This window comes from Sedimentitalea todarodis (assembly GCF_032595355.1).
Classification (GTDB): domain Bacteria; phylum Pseudomonadota; class Alphaproteobacteria; order Rhodobacterales; family Rhodobacteraceae; genus Sedimentitalea; species Sedimentitalea todarodis.
In genome coordinates this window covers 38,682-59,871 of sequence record NZ_JASMWN010000025.1, presented here as the reverse complement: position 1 = coordinate 59,871, position 21,190 = coordinate 38,682, and the positions used below count along the sequence as shown (strand labels likewise).

Annotated in this window: 20 protein-coding genes; 12 read left to right on the top strand and 8 right to left on the bottom strand. The window is 64.1% G+C overall.

Features of this window, described 5'->3' with window-relative positions; all coding sequences use genetic code 11:
• Nucleotides 1–280: 280 nt before the first annotated feature.
• The 4 genes from QO231_RS22240 (at nucleotide 281) to QO231_RS22225 (ending at nucleotide 3,586) form a co-directional block, all read left to right on the top strand.
• Entirely contained in the window at nucleotides 281–1,054 is a 774-nt protein-coding gene (locus tag QO231_RS22240) for a hypothetical protein (protein ID WP_316781732.1), read from the top strand.
• A 210-nt stretch (nucleotides 1,055–1,264) separates the two neighbouring features.
• Nucleotides 1,265–1,807, top strand: a complete 543-nt coding sequence (locus tag QO231_RS22235) for a hypothetical protein (RefSeq protein ID WP_316781730.1) — start codon at nucleotides 1,265–1,267, stop codon at nucleotides 1,805–1,807.
• Nucleotides 1,804–2,769, top strand: a complete 966-nt coding sequence (locus QO231_RS22230) for a glycosyltransferase family 2 protein (RefSeq protein ID WP_316781728.1) — start codon at nucleotides 1,804–1,806, stop codon at nucleotides 2,767–2,769. The genes QO231_RS22235 and QO231_RS22230 overlap by 4 nt, the downstream gene beginning before the upstream one ends.
• A 73-nt stretch (nucleotides 2,770–2,842) precedes the next feature.
• Entirely contained in the window at nucleotides 2,843–3,586 is a 744-nt protein-coding gene (locus QO231_RS22225) for a sulfotransferase domain-containing protein (protein WP_316781726.1), read from the top strand.
• Between the two features lie 7 nt (nucleotides 3,587–3,593).
• On the opposite strand, the gene glf is transcribed toward QO231_RS22225, so the two are convergent.
• Nucleotides 3,594–4,745, bottom strand: coding sequence for a UDP-galactopyranose mutase (gene glf / locus QO231_RS22220; RefSeq protein ID WP_316781725.1), 1,152 nt, complete (start codon nucleotides 4,743–4,745; stop codon nucleotides 3,594–3,596).
• Nucleotides 4,746–4,893: 148 nt separating this feature from the next.
• Here glf and QO231_RS22215 point away from each other — a divergent pair, with 148 nt between their 5' ends.
• The 3 genes from QO231_RS22215 to QO231_RS22205 are packed head-to-tail and all read left to right on the top strand — an operon-like array spanning nucleotide 4,894 to nucleotide 9,021.
• Entirely contained in the window at nucleotides 4,894–6,018 is a 1,125-nt protein-coding gene (locus QO231_RS22215) for a hypothetical protein (protein WP_316781723.1), read from the top strand.
• 31 nt (nucleotides 6,019–6,049) lie between these two features.
• The gene (locus QO231_RS22210) at nucleotides 6,050–7,150 is read left to right on the top strand and encodes a hypothetical protein (RefSeq protein ID WP_316781721.1); all 1,101 of its coding nucleotides are present in this window, start codon (nucleotides 6,050–6,052) and stop codon (nucleotides 7,148–7,150) included.
• A gap of 26 nt (nucleotides 7,151–7,176) precedes the next feature.
• Nucleotides 7,177–9,021 (top strand): glycosyltransferase family 2 protein, encoded by a 1,845-nt coding sequence (locus QO231_RS22205; RefSeq protein ID WP_316781719.1) that lies wholly within the window; start codon nucleotides 7,177–7,179, stop codon nucleotides 9,019–9,021.
• 36 nt (nucleotides 9,022–9,057) lie between these two features.
• Here the strand turns inward: QO231_RS22205 and QO231_RS22200 are convergent, their stop codons facing one another.
• The gene (locus tag QO231_RS22200; protein ID WP_316781717.1) at nucleotides 9,058–9,711 is read right to left on the bottom strand and encodes an ABC transporter ATP-binding protein; all 654 of its coding nucleotides are present in this window, start codon (nucleotides 9,709–9,711) and stop codon (nucleotides 9,058–9,060) included.
• A gap of 104 nt (nucleotides 9,712–9,815) precedes the next feature.
• Nucleotides 9,816–11,156: a sugar transporter gene (locus tag QO231_RS22195; RefSeq protein ID WP_316781715.1), complete on the bottom strand. Its 1,341-nt coding sequence runs from the start codon at nucleotides 11,154–11,156 to the stop codon at nucleotides 9,816–9,818.
• An 89-nt stretch (nucleotides 11,157–11,245) separates the two neighbouring features.
• Here QO231_RS22195 and QO231_RS22190 point away from each other — a divergent pair, with 89 nt between their 5' ends.
• Nucleotides 11,246–12,085, top strand: coding sequence for an ABC transporter permease (locus tag QO231_RS22190; RefSeq protein WP_316781713.1), 840 nt, complete (start codon nucleotides 11,246–11,248; stop codon nucleotides 12,083–12,085).
• 13 nt (nucleotides 12,086–12,098) lie between these two features.
• Here QO231_RS22190 and QO231_RS22185 read toward each other — a convergent pair whose 3' ends face one another.
• The 4 genes from QO231_RS22185 to QO231_RS22170 all read right to left on the bottom strand — a co-directional run bounded on the left by QO231_RS22185 (nucleotide 12,099) and on the right by QO231_RS22170 (nucleotide 16,465).
• Nucleotides 12,099–12,872: a glycosyltransferase family 2 protein gene (locus QO231_RS22185; RefSeq protein WP_316781710.1), complete on the bottom strand. Its 774-nt coding sequence runs from the start codon at nucleotides 12,870–12,872 to the stop codon at nucleotides 12,099–12,101.
• Complete coding sequence (locus QO231_RS22180; protein ID WP_316781708.1) at nucleotides 12,869–13,807, bottom strand: glycosyltransferase; 939 nt, start codon at nucleotides 13,805–13,807, stop codon at nucleotides 12,869–12,871. Before QO231_RS22180 ends, QO231_RS22185 begins: the two co-directional genes overlap by 4 nt.
• 177 nt (nucleotides 13,808–13,984) lie before the next feature.
• Complete coding sequence (locus QO231_RS22175; RefSeq protein WP_316781707.1) at nucleotides 13,985–15,058, bottom strand: ParB/RepB/Spo0J family partition protein; 1,074 nt, start codon at nucleotides 15,056–15,058, stop codon at nucleotides 13,985–13,987.
• Between the two features lie 12 nt (nucleotides 15,059–15,070).
• Nucleotides 15,071–16,465, bottom strand: coding sequence for an AAA family ATPase (locus QO231_RS22170; RefSeq protein ID WP_316781705.1), 1,395 nt, complete (start codon nucleotides 16,463–16,465; stop codon nucleotides 15,071–15,073).
• A 388-nt stretch (nucleotides 16,466–16,853) separates the two neighbouring features.
• On the opposite strand from QO231_RS22170, the gene QO231_RS22165 reads away from it, so the two are divergent.
• On the top strand, nucleotides 16,854–17,885 hold the full coding sequence (locus QO231_RS22165) for a replication initiator protein A (protein WP_316781703.1): 1,032 nt from the start codon (nucleotides 16,854–16,856) through the stop codon (nucleotides 17,883–17,885).
• A 50-nt stretch (nucleotides 17,886–17,935) separates the two neighbouring features.
• On the opposite strand, the gene QO231_RS22160 is transcribed toward QO231_RS22165, so the two are convergent.
• Nucleotides 17,936–18,361 (bottom strand): acyl-CoA thioesterase, encoded by a 426-nt coding sequence (locus QO231_RS22160; RefSeq protein ID WP_316781701.1) that lies wholly within the window; start codon nucleotides 18,359–18,361, stop codon nucleotides 17,936–17,938.
• A gap of 315 nt (nucleotides 18,362–18,676) precedes the next feature.
• Between QO231_RS22160 and rfbC the strand changes: the two genes are divergently transcribed.
• Genes rfbC through rfbD form a run of 3 tightly spaced genes read left to right on the top strand, consistent with a single transcriptional unit; the run spans nucleotide 18,677 to nucleotide 21,187 of the window.
• Nucleotides 18,677–19,231: a dTDP-4-dehydrorhamnose 3,5-epimerase gene (gene rfbC / locus QO231_RS22155; protein WP_316781700.1), complete on the top strand. Its 555-nt coding sequence runs from the start codon at nucleotides 18,677–18,679 to the stop codon at nucleotides 19,229–19,231.
• Between the two features lie 4 nt (nucleotides 19,232–19,235).
• Complete coding sequence (gene rfbB, locus QO231_RS22150; RefSeq protein WP_316781698.1) at nucleotides 19,236–20,345, top strand: dTDP-glucose 4,6-dehydratase; 1,110 nt, start codon at nucleotides 19,236–19,238, stop codon at nucleotides 20,343–20,345.
• On the top strand, nucleotides 20,342–21,187 hold the full coding sequence (gene rfbD, locus QO231_RS22145) for a dTDP-4-dehydrorhamnose reductase (protein WP_316781696.1): 846 nt from the start codon (nucleotides 20,342–20,344) through the stop codon (nucleotides 21,185–21,187). Before rfbB ends, rfbD begins: the two co-directional genes overlap by 4 nt.
• Nucleotides 21,188–21,190: the final 3 nt, after the last annotated feature.

Genomic DNA, 21,190 nt, shown 5'->3' with positions numbered 1-21,190 from the left:
TCGCTGTCCTCACGACATTCACACCACAGAGCGATCGTCCGGAATTTCCGTTTTTCTCAACAGCTCGAACGCAATGGATCGCAGATAAATACTCTAACTATATCCACCACTCCTACGACATCCGCATGACGAGTCCAAACCCTCTTGCGCAGAAAGCCGCTGAACAATCACCCAAAAGCCGGTCAGATGCCTGCAAAACCAGCGTCAGGTAAAACCGGCCCGGGCGACAGGCGGCGCAAAACGCTCTAGACTGCCGCTATTTCCAATTGCGGGAACGGGCGTGCTCGAGGATATCGTAAAACGGACGGTTGAGGTCCTCCCCCGCTATGGCAGCACCTTCTGGGCCTTGCTGGCCCATCCCGTTGCCCAGGTGACCCCGCGCAGCCGTGCCGGCACCGCTGTCTGGGATGCGGTGCTGTTCTGGGCGGTCTCGGTGGCGATCTTGCTGCTGACCCGCTATATCGCCTTCAGCTCCGACGCCGCGCCCACCCTGTTCTTCGTCGCCCGCGGTCTCAGCAGCATCCTGCAGCTTCTGCTGGTCTCGCTGGCCTTCTTCTGGGTCTGGCGGCTGTTTGGTGCCAGACACCCCCTTGGCAGCTTCCTCATCGCCACCGCCTGCATTCACGGCGTGGTGTTGCCGCTCGAGGCGGTCCTGCAACTGGGGTCCTTCGGAGTCATGCGGATCATCGGCGAAGACCTGTTCCGGCTGTCGGCCAATTCCGTCAGCGGCTGTGGCCAGGTCACCACGCTGGCGGCCTTGCAGGCGGCTCTACAGGATAATCCACAGACGTCCCTGCGCCCGATCCTGCTCTATATCGTCACCACCCTGCCCATGTTCGGCGTGCTGATCGGCTATGGCATCGCCTATTGCCGGATCCTGGCCCGGCTCGCCGAAGGACCGGCCCGGTTCGGCCCTGCGCGCCTCTTGCTGATGTTTCTTCTGGGCGGCACGCTGGCGCTCATCGGGCTGTCCTTCGCCGCGCTGTTCGACTGGATCCTGTTCAACAACAGCACACTCTGCCTGACGCCTGCGCCACCCTTCGCCACAGACTGAGCGCCTCCGCCCCTTCATCTTTGTCAAAATACTCCGGGGGAGACGCCCGCAGGGCGGCGGGGGCAGCGCCCCCAACATTGGCCCCAACACCGGCCCCCAACACCGGCATTCCCTTGCCCGGCACATATTTTCGACGCGGCGCCGCAAAAGGTGATTCCGGTTCGCCCCGAAATATCCTAGGAAAGGCGAACCTCAATCCGGGCCAAGATCATGTCCCCTGCCCCATCCCTGTCCCGCGACCTGGCCCCCGACCTGTCTTTAGGCCTCGCAGCACTGCGTGACGGCATCACGGCCGGCGACATCGCCGAGCGGGTCGATTTCGCCCCCGGCGTCTCGCTGATCGCCGATGCGCCCCTGGGCGTCGGCGGCACGTGGCGCTCGCCTGCCGGGCGGCTGCTGGAACTCGACATCTCGATGACCGGACGCGGCAGCTGGATCGCCCTGCACCTGGCGCTGGAGCTGCCGGACCTGGCCGACACCGCGTTTATCGGCTTTGGCTGCACCGGCGTCGGCCCCGCGCAACAGATCATCCGCCCCTGCCTGCGCTCGGGCCTCGGCGACGGCGGCTTTGTCGACTGCTTCCTTGACCGCCATATCCTGACCCGGCCCGACGCCGTTGCGCATGTGGATGCGCTGCATGTGCCCACCTGCCGCCCCCTGCCGGAGATCGCGCCCTGGCGGGAATTGCTGCTGTTTTTGCCGCCCGAGCCGCTGCGCTGGCACCTGCACGATCTGCGGATCTTTGCCGCATGACGCTAACCATCGCCATCCCGGTCCATGACGACGAACCCTACCTGCTCAGGCTTCTGGGCCGCCTCGCCCGGCTTGGCTGTGCCGATCAGCTGGTGGTGGTCGATGACGGCTCGCACGCCCCGCTGGATCACGCCGCCCTCTGCGCCGCCGCGGCATTGCCCGCGGACCGGCTGACCCTGCTGCGCCATGACACCGCGCAGGGCCCCGGTGCCGCCCGCAACGCCGCCCTTGCCCATGTCGACGGCGACCACCTGCTCTATCTCGACGCCGACGACCTGCCCACCCGCGAGCTGCCGCCGCTGCTGGCGGACCTGGCGGGGCAGACGTTCGATTTCTGCATCTTCCGCCATCACGACACCCGCTCCGAGATCGAGCGCCGCTGGGGGCCCGAGCCGCTGGACGGCCGCCTGTGGCGCGCCGCCGGCACCGATATCGGCGCGCTGACCCCGGTCGGCCCTGCCGCCGCCGCCGCCCTGATGCAGACCGCGAACTACCCCTGGAACAAGATCTACCGCACCGGGTTCCTGCGCGACCACGGCATCGGCTGTTCCGACCTTGCGGTGCATGAAGATATCGAACTGCACTGGCGCAGCTTTCTCTCTGCCGACCGCATCCTTGCCAGCGATCGCATCTGCCTCATCCATTTCGTTGACGCCGAAGGCGACCGGCTGACCAATCGGCTGGGCCCCGAACGGCTCGAGGTTTTCGTCACGCTGGACCGGGTCGCCGAAGACATCGCCGCCAGGGAGGCGGACCCCCTGCCCTTCGCGCTGTTCACCCTGGGGCTGATCGGCTGGATCCATGGCCATCTGCTCCCCGAACTGCGCCGCCCCTTCGCCACCCGCGCCCGCGACTGGCTGAACCGCCGGGTGGATCCGGCGCTCTATCCGGCCATCGACGCCGCCCGGCCCGAAATCCGGGCACATATCGACCAATTGCTCGATCCCGCCGCAGCGGGCTGACGCAGCCATTGCCCCACCCCGCGCGATTGCCTAGAAGGCGCCAAAACACCTTGCCAAGGATGGGTTTCCGACAATGAGTGATCTGAAAAGCCTGATGGGCGTTTCCATGCACAAGGCCGGCAGTTCGGTCACCAACGGGATACTCAAGGTGTTCTGCCGCGCCCGCGGCTACAAGGTCGACGACATCTCGATCGCCGCCGGAAACTCCGACAAATCCCCGCCCGAAGTCTTTGTCGCAGCACAGGACACCATGCAGCCCACCGGGGTCTATTACGGCATGGCCCGCGGCCCCTATGTCAAGGACATGCCCGCCCTCGCCGACCTGCGCCTCGTCGTGCAGCTGCGCGATCCGCGCGACTGCATCACCTCGGCCTATTTCTCCTACGCCAAAAGCCACGTGCCCCCCAAGGATCCCGAGCGGCGCAAAAAATTCGAAGCCCGCCGCCAGTCCCTGCAGCAAAAGACCATCGACGATTTTGCCCGCGACAGCGCCGCCAATTACCGCATGCGCATGGAAATCCTCGCCGGCCTGCTGGCCGATCACCCGGATGCGCTGGTTCTGAAATACGAGGAAATGGTCACCGACACCGAGGCCTGGCTGAACCGCATCGCCGCGTTTCTCGATGTCACGATGACCGATGATCTGCGCGCGAAACTGGCGGCAAAGGGCGATTTCTCGACCGAGGGCGAGGACACCAGCAAGCACAAGCGCCAGGTCACCCCCGGCGATCATGCCCGCAAACTGACGCCGGACACCATTGCCGAACTGAACCGGGAACTGGGTCCGGTGATGGAACGCTTCGACTACCCGGTCTGATCCCGCATCAGAGCGGTGCCACGAAAAACGCCGGGGGCCGCGTGCCCGCCTGAACATGGCCCAGAAAGCCGCGCGCGGTGTCCAGCGCCTCGCGGATGGTCACATCCATGTCCAGATAGCGGTAGGTGCCCAGCCGGCCGACAAAGCTGACGCCCTCCGCCCCTTCGGCCAGCGCCACGTAATCCTGCAAAAGCGCCTTTTCCGCCACCTGCCGGATCGGATAATACGGGATATCGCCGGGATCGCAGGCGCGGGAAAACTCGCGGTAGCAGACCGATCCGGCATGGTTTTCCCAGGGCGCGAAATGCTTGTGCTCGGTGATCCTCGTATAGGGCACCCCGACCTCGCCGTAATTCATCACCGCACAGCCCTGGTAATCGCCGTCACAGGTGAACCGCTCGAAATCCAGCGTGCGATACCCCAGCCGCCCAAGTTCATAGTCAAACCACCCGTCCAGCGGCCCGGAATAGAACACATGGTCATAGGCGCCGGCCTGGTTGCGGCTGAACACGGTCTGCAGCCGCACGTCTATGGCCGGATGATCGAGGATCCGTTCCACCATCGCGGTATAGCCATGCTCGGGCATGCCCTGGAACCTGTGGAAGAAATAATTGTCGTCATAGTTGAACCGCACCGGCAACCGCTTGAGGATCGAGGCCGGCAACTCGCTGGGATGACAGCCCCATTGTTTCATCGTGTAACCCTTGAAGAACGCCTCATACAGATCCCGGCCCACAAAGCGCATCGCCTGTTCCTCGAAGGTCTGCGGATCGTCGATGCTGGTGTCGGCCTGTTCATTGACGATGAAATCGCGCGCCTCGTCCGGGCGCAGGGTCTTGCCAAAGAACTGGTTGATCGTATGCAGGTTCACCGGCAGCGAATAGACCGCCCCGCCGGTGGTTGCCTTGACCCGGTTGCGATAGGGCAGAAACCTCTCGTAGGCGTTGACATACTCCCAGACCTCTTCGTCATCGGTGTGAAAGATATGCGGCCCGTAGACATGCACCATGACCCCGGTGTCGGGGTCGCGCTCGGTGTGGCAGTTGCCGCCGACATGGGAGCGGCTGTCCACCACCGTGACCTCATGCCCCGCCTCGGCCAGATGGCGGCCGATCACCGCTCCGGACAGGCCTGCACCCACCATCAGATATTTGCCCATCGCGCACGCACCCCCTGCCAGACCGGTTGAAGCCTGCCCGCGTTAAAAACAAATCCGGCCGGTATCGCAATGGCCATACCCACGGGAATTGTTTTGCCCCGCACAATCGCCTATGGACGCATCAACAATACAATCCTGAGGTGCAAAGATGAGCACAACCACACGCAGAACCCTGATCTTCCACATTGGCGATCACAAGACCGGATCGACCTCGATCCAGACCGTTTTTGCCGGCGATCGTGTGCGGTTCAAATCCGGGCGTGCGTATTTCTCGGCCAAACTTTCACACAACTGGTTGAAGGAACACTGCAATGCCTATGGCGCCGAAAACCGGCGCGGCGCGAAAGCAAACGCGGAAAAGGTATTCAGAAACATTGCTGCTGACATCCAGCGCGCCAATGCAGAGTTCTGTTTGATTTCCGCCGAGTCCTTGGAGGGTGTACCCGCCCATGTTCTCAAGGATATCATCGACCGGTTCTTTTCAGACACCGCTGATGACATCCGCGTCGTTGCCTACGTCCGGCCTCATGCCGGTCGTTTTACATCGGGCTTTACCGAAAGAACAAAAACCGGCCTGCCCAATGCACTTTCCAGCGATCTGGACCGCCTTTTCGATATCGTCATGGAAAATGGCACCTTCCTGTATGCGCCCCGGTTTCTATCGTGGCGCGCGCAGTTTGGGGACCGGTTCATCCTGCGCCCAATGATCCGCGACCAACTCTATCAGGGGTCCGTGGTCGAAGATTTCATACTGCATGCGTTCGGGACAAAAGACTTCACCGTTGTCGGTGAAGCCGGAGCAAATGAATCGCTGTGCCTGGAGGATCTCATGCGGCTGAAGGCCCTGCAGTCATATATTCTCAAAAGCTCGGATCCAAGGCTGCGCCACGCCATCGGCTGGGAATTTTCCAGGGTCGTGAATCAGATGCAACCTCCGGAAACACCCACAAAGCTGCGCCTTCATAAAAGCCTCGCGGAAAAAATATACGCCGCCTATCTCGACGATGCCCGCGAAATGGACCGCGAATTCTTTGAGGGTGCGCCGCTTCTGGCGGGTGACCTGGAGCGCACGGTCGAAACGGCCATTCCTCGGGCACAATCAACAGAGCCTGCCGATCACTTGTCCCAATCGGAAATGCGGTCTCTGGAAGTCTTTTCCAGAATCATCGCCGGGCTTCTGGAAAGCGAAGAAACAAACTGGCCCGCCTTCCTGCGCAGCAAACGCATCCGCGACATCAAGAAAACACGTATTGCTGCAAAAGCAGCCCAATGACAGCCGATAACCTGGGACCTCGCCGCAGACCATGAAAGTCATCACCTTCTTTGGCCATCACAAGGTCGGCTCCACCGCGTTGCAGGCGTTTTTCGCCCGCAATCATCTGGCATTGCTGCGGCGGGGCATTCTCTACCCCGCTGTCGAAGTCGAAGGGCTGGCCCAGTCGCTCGCGGGGGCGCTCAACCCGGACCGCCCGCCGGCGCTCGACCGGATGAACGTGCGCGAACCGCATAACGCGCTGGCCTTCCGGATGCTGGCCCAGGCCACCGGCGGCAAACCCCCTGACTGGCATGGCAACCTGCCCGCCGTCGCCCAGATGATCCGGGCGCTGCGCTTGCAGGCGGACTATCTGCAGCCGCATACGGTGATCCTCTGCTCCGAGGTCATGTCGAATTTCGGATCAAATCATCCCAGGCTGATCGACACCCTGCGGGGTATCTTTCCGGATGCCACGCACGAGCTTTACTGCGTTCTGCGCCGGCCCGACGAATACCTGACCTCCTGGCACGCCCAGCGGCTGCGCTTTGGCGACAAGGTCAGCGCGCTCAGCGACAAGGCCGCGCGCAGCTATTTTGCCGGCATCCACTTCGACTACAAGCGCCTGCTCGTTCCCTGGATCAAGCGCTTTGCCGACTCGACACTCCACCTGCGCAACTATGCCGATGTGCTGGCCGCCGGCGGCTCGACCGAGGATTTCCTGGCCCGGTGCGGCATCGGGCTTGGGCCCGACCTGATCCCGGCGGGCCGCGCCAACACCAGCCTGCCCCGCGCGGCGATGGAACTGGCCCGGCGGGCCAATCTCGACCTGCCCGCCGAACAGGCCCGCATCCTGCGTCAGTACCTGCTGGAGCACGGCGACCGGCTGAACCCGGTGAAAAACGCCGATGTCGAGATGTTCGGCCCCGACCTGCGCGCGGACATGGCCAGGCGGTTTGCCCCGGTACATGACTATCTGAGCGCGCTGACCGGCCAGCCGTTCTTTCCCGATATCGACCAGCTGTCCACGCCCCGCCCGATCCCCGAAGCGCGCGCCACCGCTCAGCTTCTGGACCGGATCGACCCGACCGACCTGCCCGACCCGGCGCTGCGCGACTACATCAGCGCGCTGCACCGCGAGATCGCGGCATGATCCGCACAAGCATACAAAGGCACCCCATGATCACCCTGCAGAAGCTGACCTTTCCCGAACCCGGAATTTGCACCGAACACGATCTCTATTTCCGGCCCCGTGGCGCGTTCGGCTTTTCCCAATCCGCAAACGAGATCTGGCTGAACCAGGGCAGCCTGCTGGTGCTGGACACCTATTTCAACCTGCTGAACATCGGCAAATGGCATGCCGGCTGCGCGCTGGACGGGCTGTATGTCGAGCTGACCGGGCATGGGCGCATCGAACTGCGCGCCTTTCAGGCGATCCCCGGCCAGTCCTGGGAAATCCTCGCCTGCGAAGTGATCACCATGTCCCCCGGCGTGCCGTATCGGGCCGATCTGTCCCATTATGCCGAACGCTCGGTGCGCGGCCTGATCTATCTGGAGGTCAAGGCGCTGGACGAAGGCGGTGCGACGATCACCGGCGGCCGCTTTGCCACCGACACCAAACTCGCCACCCCGCCCCGGCTGGCGGTCAGCATCACCACCTTCAAGCGTGAAGACGAGGTCCGGCGCACCGTGGCCCGGTTGCAGACCTTCCTTGGCAGTTACGAATTCGGCGAAAACGTACATGTGCAGGTGGTGGACAACGGCCAGAGCGCCAAGATCCCCGAAACCGGCAAGGTCACCCCGATGGACAACCCCAATTACGGCGGGGCCGGCGGCTTTGCCCGCGGCCTGATCGAGGCGGAACGCGCCGGGTTCAGCCACTGCCTGTTCATGGATGACGACGCCTCGTTCCACATGGAGAACATCGCCCGCACCTATGCCTTCCTGGCGCTGTCCAGGGACCCCAAGAACGCGGTGTCCGGCGCGATGATCAACAACACCCACAAATGGGCGATGTGGGAAAACGGCGCCTTTTTCGACGGCTCCTGCCAGCCGATGTTCTGCGGTGTCGACCTGCGCAACCGGGACGCGGTGTTCGGGATGGAAAACGAATCCGCGACCCTGAACCCGCCGACACTGTACGGCGGCTGGTGGTTCTTTGCCTTTGCCATCGACCAGGTGCGGCACCACCCGTTCCCGTTCTTCGTGCGCGGCGATGACATCTCGTTCTCGCTGATGAATGATTTTGACATCACCACGCTGAACGGCGTGGTGTCCTTCCAGGATGATTTCTCCGAAAAGGAAAGCCCGCAGACGCTCTACCTCGACCTGCGCAATCACCTGATCCATCACATGGTCTCGGACAAGCTGGCGCGCCGCCCGCTGGGCACCGCCAAGATCGCAATCCGCTTTATCATGCGCAGCCTGTTGCGGTTCCATTACGACTCGGCCCGGGCACAGTTGCTGTCCTGGCAGGACACGATGGAAGGCCCCGGCTTCTTTGACGAGAACATCGACATGGCCGCCCGCCGCGCCACCATCAAGGAGATGACACAGACCGAGGTCTGGCGCGATCTCGCACCGGAGGACAAGATCGAGCGGCGCAGGCAAACCCTGAAACCGCACGACAAGCGGCACCGGTTGGGACTCTGGACGCTGAACGGCCATCTCGTGCCGTTCTCGGCCCGACGCTGGGACCGGATCGTGCTGGGCATCGGCGAGCGCGGCATCGTCTTTCCCGCCTTTGGCGCCTCCCGGATCACCTATCTGAACACCGCCGCGGACAAGGGCTATACCGTGGCCCAGTCCAAGGCCCAGTTCTTTGCAATCGCCTGGCAGATGACCAGGACGCTGTGGCGGTTCACGCGCGGATACAAGGCGCTGAAACGGCAATATCGCGACGGCTATGACGCCATGACCACGCGCGGATACTGGCAGGACAAGCTGACCCTGCCTCCGGCAAACCCGGATACATTCAGGGAACCGATTGTTTCGCGCGCGAAACAAATTTCTGCAAGCGTTTGAAAACAAACAATCCGTTCCGAAGCGAGGCCTGTCCGCTCAGCCCATGATCGCCTCGTGCATGGCGATGGCCTCTTCCAGATCATCGAAATACTGCATCTGGCCATTTTCCAGGACGATCCCGGAATCGCAGAACTGGCGCAACTGGCCCATGCTGTGACTGACCATGATGGCGCTGGAGTATTTCATCCGCTCGATAAAGACCGCGCGGCTTTTGCGCTTGAACACCGCATCCCCGACCGCGGTGACCTCGTCCACCAGGTAGGTGTCGAAATGGATCCCCATCGACGCGCCAAAGGTCAGCCGCGAGCGCATGCCGCTCGAATAGCTGCGCACCGGCATGTAAAAGGATTTGCCCAGCTCCGAGAAATCCTCGACGAAACTCATCAGCTCCTGCGTATCCACACCATAGATCCGGGCGATGAACCGCACGTTCTGCGCCCCGGTCAGCTCGCCGTGAAACGAACCGCCGAACCCCACCGGCCAGGACAGGGTTCCATCGCTGACGATCCGGCCGGAATCCGGGTTCATGGTGCCGGCGATCATCTTCAGCAGGGTCGATTTCCCGGCCCCGTTCCGCCCCAGGAGCGCCAGCGACCGCCCGGTCGGCAGGGTCAGGTTCAGATTGTCGATCACCAGCTTGCGTTCGCCCTTGATGCGAAAGCTCTTGGTCAGGTTCTCGAAACGGATCACCGGCGATTTCTCCCGAAATCGCCGCGGGGCGGCAGGGCATTCGCACAGCGAATGTCCCGAGAGCCCCACTGCGGATCACACACCCCCTGCCCCATTCCCGGTCTCTAGCTCCGGTCGCGAATGCTGTAGAAGATCAACGCCCCGATCGACCAGATCAACAGCAGGAACAGCGCCGCCAGCGCCGTCAGCAGGGCGCGCTGAGGATATTCCGGCTCGGTCGCGAGGGTCGGCCGGATATAGGTCGCAAGATACCGGCTTTGCCGGGCGGCGTCGGCCCGGGCCAGCTCCAGCGCGGTCAGCGCCGCGCGATAGGTCTGTTCGGCATATTCGCGATCCACGGTCAGGCTTTCGAACTCGGCGATCAGGGTCGGGTAATCCTCGCCCACGGCGCCGGTATCGGTGTTGTCGCTGGTGAAGGTCTGACGCTCGATGGTGATGCGTTCGCGGATCACGTCGATGCGCTGCTGCGCCTTGGTCAGCCGCGGGTCGGTGTTGCTGGTGGTGCCGCGCAGCAGGTCGTATTCGATCAGCGCCTCGGCCAGCTGCTGCTGCAGGTTGTTCATCACCCCCATGCGGCCCTGGATGTCGGCCTCGGGGTCGACGATCTTGGTGCGGGTCCGGAACCGTGTCAGCGCCTCGCGCGCATCCTTGAGCCGCGCAACCGACTGGTCCAGATCGGCGCGGGCATAGCCCATCGCATCCTCGCGCGCCTGGTTGTTCAGCGCATTGATCCGGTCCTGGCTCTGGTTCACGATGGCCCGGGTGATCGCCTGCGCGGTCTGCGGATCATAGGCCAGCGCCTGCACCTCGATCAGCCCGGTGCCGGAATCAAAGGAGATCCCGACGATACGCTGCCAGTACCAGACCAGGTCCTCGAGCGTGGCGTCCGGCCACAGCGCAAAGGCCCAGTCATGCGGCCATCCCTGGCTATAGTGGGTCCGCAGATCGACGCGCGCATCCACCAGTGCGACCATTTCCTGGCTCTGGATGAACTCGTAGAGAATATCGCTGTCCGAGGCGGTGGTGCCGCCCGAGAACTGCGCCAGCCCGCCCAGAAGCTCGGTGGCGCCACCGCTCTCCTGGCTGCGCACGGTGAACCCGGCGGTCGAGGCATATTGGTCATTGGCGTGGATCCAGAGGTAATAGGCCACCGCCGCCAGCGGGATCGCCACCATCAACAGAAAGCTGGTCAGAAGCCCCCAGTGCCGCTTGCGCATTCTGGCCGGCCCGGCAATCGGCTGCACCTGCACCACCGGCACGGGGCCCATTTTGCCGCCGCCCTTGCCGGGTCCGGATTTGCCGCCGCCCTTGCCGCCGCCACCGTTTCCGCCGCCCTGGCCGGACCCGGATTTGCCGCCGCCCCTACCGCCGCCGCCGCGATGAACCGGCGCGGTTTCACTCACCGGTTCACCCGCGTCTCCGGTCCTGTCGGTTTTCTGGTCCATGCCTGCCATCCCGGCCCGAAGCCGTTTGTATCTTTCCCCGATTTCTTACATAGTCGGTGGCACAAACGCCAGTATCAGAACGCTTTTTCATGTCCGTCCTGCCACCTGCCCGACCTGCCGCGACCGCCGCCCAGCCTGCCCCGGCCCTGAAGCCGGCGGGGGGCCGCCGCTTTGCCGCCGGGCGCACCATCCTGGCGCTGATCCTGCGCGAGATGTCGACCCGCTATGGCCGCACCCCCGGCGGCTACATCTGGTCCATCTTCGAACCGCTGGCGGCGATCCTGTTTCTCAGCGTCGGGTTTTCGCTGGTGATGCGCTCGCCGTCGCTGGGCACCAGTTTCCTGCTGTTCTATGCCACCGGCTATATGCCGTTTCACCTGTACCAGAGCCTTGCCGGAAGCATCGCCGCCGCCATCCGGTTTTCCCGGCCGCTGCTGCAATACCCGGCCGTCACCTGGCTGGATTCGGTGATCGCGCGGTTCCTGCTGAACAGCCTGACCGGCATCCTGGTCACCATCCTCCTGCTGGCTGGCATCATCGCGGTGGTCGATGCCCATACCACGCTGAACATGCCGCCCATCATCGAAGCGCTCGGCATGGCGATGTTGCTCGGTGCGGGGGTCGGCACGGTGAACTGCGCGATCAGCGGGCTGTTCCCGATCTGGGAGGTGATCTGGTCGATCCTCACCCGCCCCCTGTTCATCGCCTCGGGCATTTTCTTTCTCTATGACACGATGCCGCCACTGGCGCAGGACGTGCTCTGGTACAACCCGCTGATCCATATTGTCGGGCGCATGCGGTCCGGGTTCTATCCCACCTATACCGCCTCTTATGTCGAGCCGATCTTTGTTCTGTCGGTCAGCCTCATCCTGCTGGCGGTGGGGCTGCTGCTGCTGGGGCGCTATCACCGCGACATCCTGAACCTCTGAAACCCGCGCGCCTTCAGCGCTCCCTGCGCATCCGCACCGCCAGGCTGCGCAGCGCGTATTGGCTGAAATGCCAGGCCGCGCGCCGCCGCGACAGACCCAGGTGTCCCCTGCAGGCGGCCCAATAGATCCGCGCCGCCCGCCGCTTGTCGGCGCTGGCGCCATCCGCATGCACCCGGTAGGTGGCCAGCGCGTCCGGCAGGCCGATCACCGGCAGATCCCGCGCCCCGCAGGTGGTCAGGATATCGGCCCAGAGACAGAAATCCTCGGGCGCTGCGTCGGTGGGCATTGGCAGGCGGCCCAGCTGCTCCCGGTCATAGACCGCGGTCAGGCACCCGATCACCAGCCGCCGGTCCAGGAGATCTCCGAGCCCGGCCTCTGTCGGCACCGACTGGCGGCGCAGGGGATGGCCCGCCACATCCACGATATCGTAGCCGGTCCAGGAGAACGCCGCACCCGCCCTCTGCATGGCGGCGATCTGGGTGGACAGCTTCTGCGGGTGCCACATGTCATCGCAATCCAGGAACGCGATGAACCGCCCCCGCGCCGCCGCGATCCCGGCATTGCGGGTGGCTGCGGGACACCGCGAACCGCGCTGCTCCAGCAACCGGATCCGGGGATCGCTCTCTGCCGCGCGCCGCGCAATCGCTGGCCCGTCATCGGCTGACAGGTTGTCCACGATCAGATGTTCGTAATCGCCCATCTGTTGCGCCTGCACCGAGGCGATGTGCTCGGCCAGAAAGGCGGAACCGTCAAAGAGCGGCGTCACGATGCTGACGGTCGGGGTCATGGTCGCGGCTCTGCCAGCGCCCGGATCTCGGCATGGGTCACGTCCAGCCGCCCGGCCAGGCCGTCCCGCACCGCACGGCGCATCAGCCGCAGAAACCCGCGGCGCTGCCCCGGATGGTGGCGCACCTTGGCGGCCCATTTCGGCAGGATCAGCAGGCAGGCCGGCCAGAACCGCCAGCCCCCGGCGCGGCGATAGAACAGCAGCAGATTGCGGTGGTAATAATAGACCTTCCACAGCGGCTGGAACCGATGTCCGTCAAAGGTGGAACAATCATGTTCAAACCGCAGCGAGGGTTCGAACCCGATGCGACCGCCGGCCTGGCCCAGCGACAGGGTGAACAGCCCGTCATCGCCATAGACAAACAGCCGCCCGTCCGGATAGCCGACCCGCGCAATCGCCGCCCGCGACACGAACAGCCCGACAAAGGTGGCCGCGTCCACGGCGATCGCCGGCCCCTCGTAATCCGCCGCGGTGACATGCACACGCCCGCTGAACGGATTGTAGGAGGGCCGGTTGACCGGGCAGAGCGTGCCATCGGGAAAATAGACCGCCGCCGCCACCGCGTCCCAATCCGTGTCGGGCAGGGCATGGAACGCCGCCAGCGCGCCCGGGGCAGGGCGGGCGTCGTCATCCATCAGCACCATCCAGTCCGGATCGAACCGGTCCGAGACCAGCCGCATGCCGGTCTCAAAGCCGCCGGCGCCGCCAAGGTTGCTGGCCTGTGTCGCCACATGCAGGCGGGCATCCTGCTGTGTCGCCAGCCAGTCGCCGGTGCCGTCGGTGCTGGCATTGTCGACCACCACCACCGCGTCCAGATCGTCCGCTGGCTCGGCCAGCAACCGGCCAAGCGTCATCTGCAGCTTGGCCAGCCGGTCATGGGTGACCACCACCGCCACCAGACGACAGCCCTGTTTCTGATCCCGATCCGTGGTCACTCCCGGCCCCTGCCTGACTTCTGTGGCGGCTATCCACAAATCCTGCCCCGGTGTCAAATATCTCGCCGTCTCTGCGCGCGGATTCTTGTTTCGCGCAAAGACGGGTTGTTTGTTTTCAAAGGCTTGCAAAAATTTGTTTCGCGCGCGAAACAATCCGGTTCTGGAATGTATTGCGGTTCAGCGGGATTTCAACCAGTCCTGAAGGGCCGCGAAGAGATCGGCATTCACCCCGCCGCCGGTCAGGTCGATGCGCCCGGCCTGCGGATTGAATCGCACCGAGACGCGGCTTTCCCCGAGGCGCTTTGCAATCGAAGCGCTGTCGAGCCCGCTGAGACGCGGTCGCGGGGCAGGGGCCTGTTGCGGTGTGGTCCCGGGCGCGGTGTCTGCCTTTTGCGCCCGCGTCCAGTCGCGCAGAACTGCGGCGAGGATTTTCAGCTCGGCCTCCGCCGTCTCTGGCGGCGTTTCCCTAAGCCGAGCCCCCAGTTTAGAGCCGAAACCGTGATCCTCCTGCAGGGCCTTGGCCAGGCCCAGACCCAGCTTTTCAGGGATCGCCACCGGAAAGCGCAACACGCTGTCCAGAGGCTCCACCAGCGTCAGGAAGGAGCCGATCTTGGAGCGGCGCGACCGGCTGACCGATCCGAACAGCCCCCGCAGGGCCGCGCGCGGCGTGGGATACACGCCTTCATGGACCGCGCGCAGGGCGATGCGGCCCTTTTCATAGAGGCTGAGGGCGGCGCGGATCTCGTTTTCCTCGACCATCGCCACATAGGCGGCCTGCGCATCCACCGGACGGATGATGCGGGCCTGAACCGTGGCGAACCGCTCGTCCTGATCCACCGCGTACAGCCGCCGCAACGCGCCGAGCCGTCGCCAGCCCGAGATCAGCCCGTAGCGCGCCGTGCTATTGGAGCCCGTGCCGTTGGGGGCGGGCAGGGCGACAACCTCGATCGGGGTCTGCTGGCCGCGCGCGCGCAGCGACGTCATCAGCGCCTCCATCTCTTCGTCGTCCGGCTGTATCATGCGGTCGCGCACCAGGTGGGTTTCATCCACCGCGTCCAGCGCCAGCGCCTCGATCATCCGCCCCTGGGTGCGGGCCGTGCGCAACGTGTCGGAGAGTTCCGCAAGGGCGGCACTGGCGCTGGTCTCGCCCGCCACCTGCGCGATCGGGGCCGGCGACAGCGGCCCGCGCTTGCCGGGGTCTGCCTGAAGGAACCCGTCCTGCGCCGGGGTCAGTCGTTTGCGTTTGGCCATGATGGCTCCCCTCTATTCTGCCGGTTCCGCCTGCCGGGCGGCCAGTTCCTCGCGCCGCCAGATGCCCAGCAAAAGCCGCTTGAAGGCGGCATAGGTGGCGTCAAAGGTTTCGCGCCCCCGTGCATAGGTCTCGCGGTTGAAATCGCGGTAGTCGGCCTCGTAGATGCCCGAGACCTGTTCGCCCGCCTGGCCGATCAGCGCGGTGAAATCCTGCCGGTGCGGCGACAGGGTCTGGCCCAGATAGGCCTGCATCAGGGCCGAAAGCTCGCCCTGCTGCGCGGCGTCATAGCGGGTGATGACCGCGCGCACCGCGTCCCATTCAAAGCCCATCTCGGGCCGCCCCAAGGCGCGGGCGGCGACGTTTTCACCGTCTTCGATGCTGGCGAAGGTGGAATGCAGCATGTCAAAGAACCGGCCCGTGGAATCAAACTCCAGAAAGGACGCGCCCAGAGGCACCAGCAGGATATCGGCCGCCGCCAGCCCGTTGATGGTGAGATAGCCAAGGGCCGGGGGGGTGTCGATGAACACGAGGTCATAGTCATCCAGCACCCCGTCTTCGGTCAGCCGGTCGGTGAGCGCCTCCCACAGTTTCCAGCCGCGCGCCGCCATGCGCCAGACCGGCACCTGGAATTCCGCCCAGTAGAGGTTCAGCTGCGCTCCGATCAGGTCGATATTGGGCCAGTGGGTCGGCTGGATCAGATCCTGCGCGCCGATGCCGAGCGCCTCGGTCAGGGCCTCGTCCAGCGGTTGCGGGGTCTCGCCCCGGTCGAGCCGGCGCTGGTTGTCGGCGCGCAGATGCTCGCCGTAATGGCGGGCGAGCAGCGGAAAGGCGGTCTGCCATTCGTCCTCGACCGTACCGCCAAAGATCGAGGTCATCGACCCCTGGCTGTCCAGATCGATCACCAGCACCTTGTAGCCATCCAGCGCCGCCGACATCGCCAGATGCGCCGCGGTGCTGGTCTTGCCGACGCCGCCTTTGAAATTTGCCACCGCCACCAGCTTTGCAGGCAATCCTTCGGGCCGGTAGGGGCGGTAATTCTTGGCCTTGGAGCCTTGCGCCGCAAAATGGGCGCGCAGTTTCAGAACCTCGTCCAGCGCGAACCACTTGGCGCCGCCGGCGGTTTCGCTGGTGCCCTGCGGCAGGTCGGGGTTCTGTTTCAGCACGCGGCGGAAATGGGCCTGCGCCACGGGGATCAGGTAGCGGGTGATTTCCCAGGTCGAGAACAGGCGCAGCTGTTTCCGCCCCGCCTCGTTCAACCCCCGGCTGGCCAGATCGGCACGGCCCTGGGCGCAGGCGGCGGCGATGGCGGCAAACCCGGCGGTGCCGGTCGGCGCGCCGATGTCCGCAAGCGCCACATCGGGATCGATGTTGAAATAGGGCGGAAGCCCGACGGTGTCTTTTGCCATGATGCCTGCTCGATGTGCTGTGTTTTCGTCAGGATAGCATGAAACACATGACATGGAAGAAAAACCATCACAAACACGGATTTTTCCAAGCAATTCCGGGGCCTGCCAAGGGCTGTGGGGTCTGATGTGAGGCGCTGTGGCTTTTTTTGTCGTGTTAGATTCGTGTTATTTATATGTTACGGGGAATCCTTGGAACCGGCAAAGGTTTGTTATCATGACGTTTTCAGGAGATTTCTGAAGTCCCGGTGACTCTGAACCCCCGAAAGAGCGACTCTGAAGCCACGTTCAGGTGATTCCGAACCCCCGTTGCCGCCGCCTGTGGATAACCCTAGGGTGAGTGTCACCGAAACCACGATAAACGAGTCGGATACCGACCAAGAGCAGGGCCATGAGCAGGGCAGTGACAGCAGGCGGCGGAGGGCTTCTTCCGGACCGCCACCGGCAGAGCGATTTCTTTCTCTGTGACATTTTTGATGCGATCCCCAAGGATGACATCGCCAGCATGGAACATCCGCTGTTCTCGCTGGCGACGCGGCCGGACCGGCGCATTCTGGAGTATGAGCACAATGCCACGCGGATCACGGTGACGCCGTCGGTGCGGGGGCTGGCGACGATTCATGACAAGGACATCCTGATCTTCTGTGTCAGCCAGCTGATGGCGGCGATCAATGCCGGACGGCGCACCAGCCGCACCCTGCATCTGAAGGCGCATGATCTCTTGGTGGCGACCAACCGCGAGACCTCGGGCGATGCCTACCGGCGGCTCAAGGATGCGTTCGAGCGGCTGGCGGGCACACGGATCACCACCAATATCGTCACCGGCGAGACCGAGACCACCAGCGGCTTTGGCCTGATCGAAAGCTGGGAGATCGTGCGCAGGACGCCGCAGAACCAAAAAGGCGGCGGGCGGATGGTCAGCGTCAGCGTGACCCTGTCGGACTGGCTCTATCGCGCGGTGCTGAGCAAATCGGTGCTGACCCTGTCACGCGATTATTTCCGGCTCAGGAAACCGCTGGAGCGGCGCATCTATGAACTGGCGCGCAAACATTGCGGGCGGCAGGCGGAATGGGTGGTGTCGGTGGACACGCTCTTGAAGAAATCCGGGTCCGCCAGCCCGCGCCGGGTGTTTCGCGCCATGCTGCGCGAGATGATCGCGGCCGGGCACCTGCCGGATTACCATGCCGAGGAGCGCCCCGGCGATCTGATCCGGTTTTCACAACGCGATCCGGTGATCGACACGCCGCCGCCGGTGCTGGGACCCGATGCGCTTCAGGCGGCGCGCGCCCTGATGCCGGGGGTGGATGTCTATGCGCTGGAGGCGGAGTGGCGCGGGGTCTGGGCGCGCTCGGGCGCCCCGCGCCTGCGCAAGCCGGACGCGGCCTTTGTCGGCTGGGTGAAAAAGCGCAGCCAGCGCGGTTGACGGGGCGGGGACGCAACAAGGGGCCTGTTGTCAGGGGACGTTGCTGCCGTTCAGTCGTGACTATCCAGCCACTCTAGTGCTTTCTCCCGAACGTCATCGGGAATGTTTGCAGCTCGACGTGTCTCAAGACTCAACATTACGCATTTGAATTCCGTCTCGAATGCTATCGTATCGCCATCAGCGCGAAAAAGTTGGTGCCGAAAGGTCATTGATTTGGCGCCAATCGCAACAATCGAAGTCTCTAGCCGCAGCGCGTCGCCAGCAGACAGTTCGGCACGGAAATCACTCTGTGCGTTTACGACAGCAAATGAAAGCCGCCGACCAGTACGCATATCGTTTGCGGTCAATCCCATTTCCGACTGGATTGCGAAGACCCCATCGGAACAAGCAGCGAAGTAACGTGATACGTTCATGTGACCCAGAAAGTCACAGTCCGCCGGATCAACTACCGAACGGAATGAAATCATGGCTGGCATTGGTTTCCTCCATAACTCTAAAGCAATACAATACGCAGGAACTTTTGATCCTACTAGGTCTGCTCCGGGCTCCGAACCGACTTCCACCGTTTCAAGGATAAGCCGCGACCGGACTGAGGGGCGGGCGCGGTGAAACTGGAAACAGAAGACCCGGCAGAGTTGAACCGTTTCCGGCCTGTCAGGGCGCGCCGGGCCGGCAGCAGGGGTTTTGCTGCGCTGTGCTGAAATCCTGCGCCCCGGGTGCAGAGAGCGGGTGACGCGGGGGCGCGGCATTGCTAAACCCGGCGACAGTATTGTGACAAGGGTGCGCTGATTATGCAGATTGAACAAACGCCACTGCCGGGGGTGCTGATCCTGACGCCGGCGCGGTTTGGCGATGACCGGGGGTTCTTTTCCGAATGCTGGAACCGCAAGGGGCTGGCCGGGCAGGGGATTGATCTGGATTTCGTGCAGGACAATCATTCGATGTCGGTGGCGGTGAACACGCTGCGCGGGCTGCATTTCCAGGCCCCGCCCCATGCCCAGGACAAGCTGGTGCGCTGCGGACAGGGCGCGCTGTTTGACGTGGCGGTGGATATCCGCAAGGGATCGCCCACCTACGGGGCGTGGTTCGGGGTCGAGCTGACGGCGGAGAACGGGCGGCAGATGCTGGTGCCGCGCGGCTTTCTGCACGGCTTTGCCACCCGCGCCGAGCGCACCGAGATCCTGTATAAATGCACCGATTACTACGCACCCGACTCCGATGGCGCGGTGCATTGGGACAGTTGCGGCATCGACTGGGGCCTGAGCGGGGCGCCGGTTCTGTCGGGCAAGGATGCCGGTGCGGGCCCGCTGGCGGATTTCGACAGCCCGTTCGTCTGGGAAGGGTGAAACGATGAAACTGGTGGTAACAGGCGGCGCGGGGTTCATCGGATCGGCGGTGGTGCGGCAGGCGGTGGCGCAGGGGCACCAGGTGGTCAATCTGGATGCGCTGACCTATGCGGCCTGTCTGGACAATGTGGCCAGCGTCGCGGATGCCGAAAACTACAGCTTTGTCGAGGCCGATATCCGCGACCGCGCGGCGATGGATGCGGTGTTTGCCGAGCATGCCCCGGATGCGGTGATGCATCTGGCGGCGGAATCCCACGTGGACCGGTCGATCGACGGCCCCGGCACCTTTATCGACACCAATATCACCGGCACCTACACGCTGCTCGAAGCGGCGCGGGCCTGGTGGGTGAGGGCCGGGCGGCCCGAGGGGTTCCGCTTTCACCACATTTCGACGGATGAGGTCTTTGGCAGCCTCGGCCCCGATCCGGAAACCGACGGGCAGTTCACCGAGGACACGCCCTATGATCCGCGCAGCCCCTATTCGGCGTCCAAGGCGGCGAGCGACCATCTGGTGCGCGCCTGGCATGAAACCTATGGGCTGCCGGTGGTGCTGACCAATTGCTCCAACAATTACGGCCCCTATCATTTCCCCGAAAAGCTGGTGCCGGTGGTGATCCTGAACGCGCTGGCGGGCAAGCCGATCCCGGTCTACGGGGCGGGCGAGAACGTGCGCGACTGGCTCTATGTCGAGGATCACGCCGATGCGCTGTTGACGGTGCTGCAAAAGGGCGGGTTGGGCCGCAGTTACAATATCGGCGGCGAGAACGAGGTCAGGAACATCGATCTGATCGGCATGATCTGTGCGATCCTCGATGAGAAACGTCCCGGCGACAGACCTTACGCAGAGCAGATCAGTTTCGTGACCGACCGGCCGGGGCATGACATGCGCTATGCGATCGACCCCACGCGCATCCGCGAAGAGCTGGGCTGGCGGCCCTCGGTGACGTTGCAGCAGGGTCTGGAAAAGACGGTGCAGTGGTATCTGGACAATGAAAGCTGGTGGCGGGCGTTGCAGGACCGGGCCGGGGTGGGCGAACGGCTTGGGGTGAGTGCCGTCTCGGAAACCGTCCGGGAGACGGGTTCAGGCACGAACGGGCGGAGCCCGAAAACATGATCCTCGTTTTCGGCAAGACCGGGCAGGTGGCACGGGAACTGGCGCGGTCAGAGGGGGTGACCTGTCTGGACCGCGCGGCGGCGGATCTGGCGGATCTGGCAGCCTGCGCAGCCGCGATCCGGAGCCACAGACCCGCCGCGGTGATCAATGCCGCCGCCTTTACCGCCGTGGACGCCGCCGAAGAGCGCGAGGCCGAGGCGACGGTGATCAACGGCACCTCCCCCGGCGCGATGGCGCGGGACTGCGCGGCTCTTGGCATCCCCTTTGTGCAGATCTCGACCGATTACGTGTTTGATGGCAGCGGTGACACCCCGTGGCAGCCCGGTGACGCGACCGGCCCGCTGGGGGCCTATGGGCGCAGCAAGCTGGCAGGTGAGCAGGCGGTGGCCGGGGCCGGTGGCACATGGGCGGTTCTGCGCACCTCCTGGGTGGTGTCCGCGCATGGCAACAACTTTGTCAAAACCATGCTGCGGCTCGGGGCCGAGCGGGACGCGCTGACCGTGGTGGCCGACCAGATCGGCGGGCCGACCCCGGCCCGCGACATTGCCGCCGCCTGTCTGAAGATGGTCAAAACCCTCGCCACGGAGCCTGACAAACGCGGCATCTATCATTTCGCGGGCGCGCCCGATGTCAGCTGGGCCGCGTTTGCCCGCGCGATCATGGCAGAGGGCGGGCGGGACTGTACCATCACCGATATCCTGAGCCGCGACTATCCGACCCCGGCGGCACGACCGGCGAATTCACGGCTGGACTGTTCCGGGTTTGAGGCCGCTTTTGACATGACACGGCCCGATTGGCGTGATGGGTTGGCGGCGATACTGAAAGATCTTGGAGAGGCCTGATTT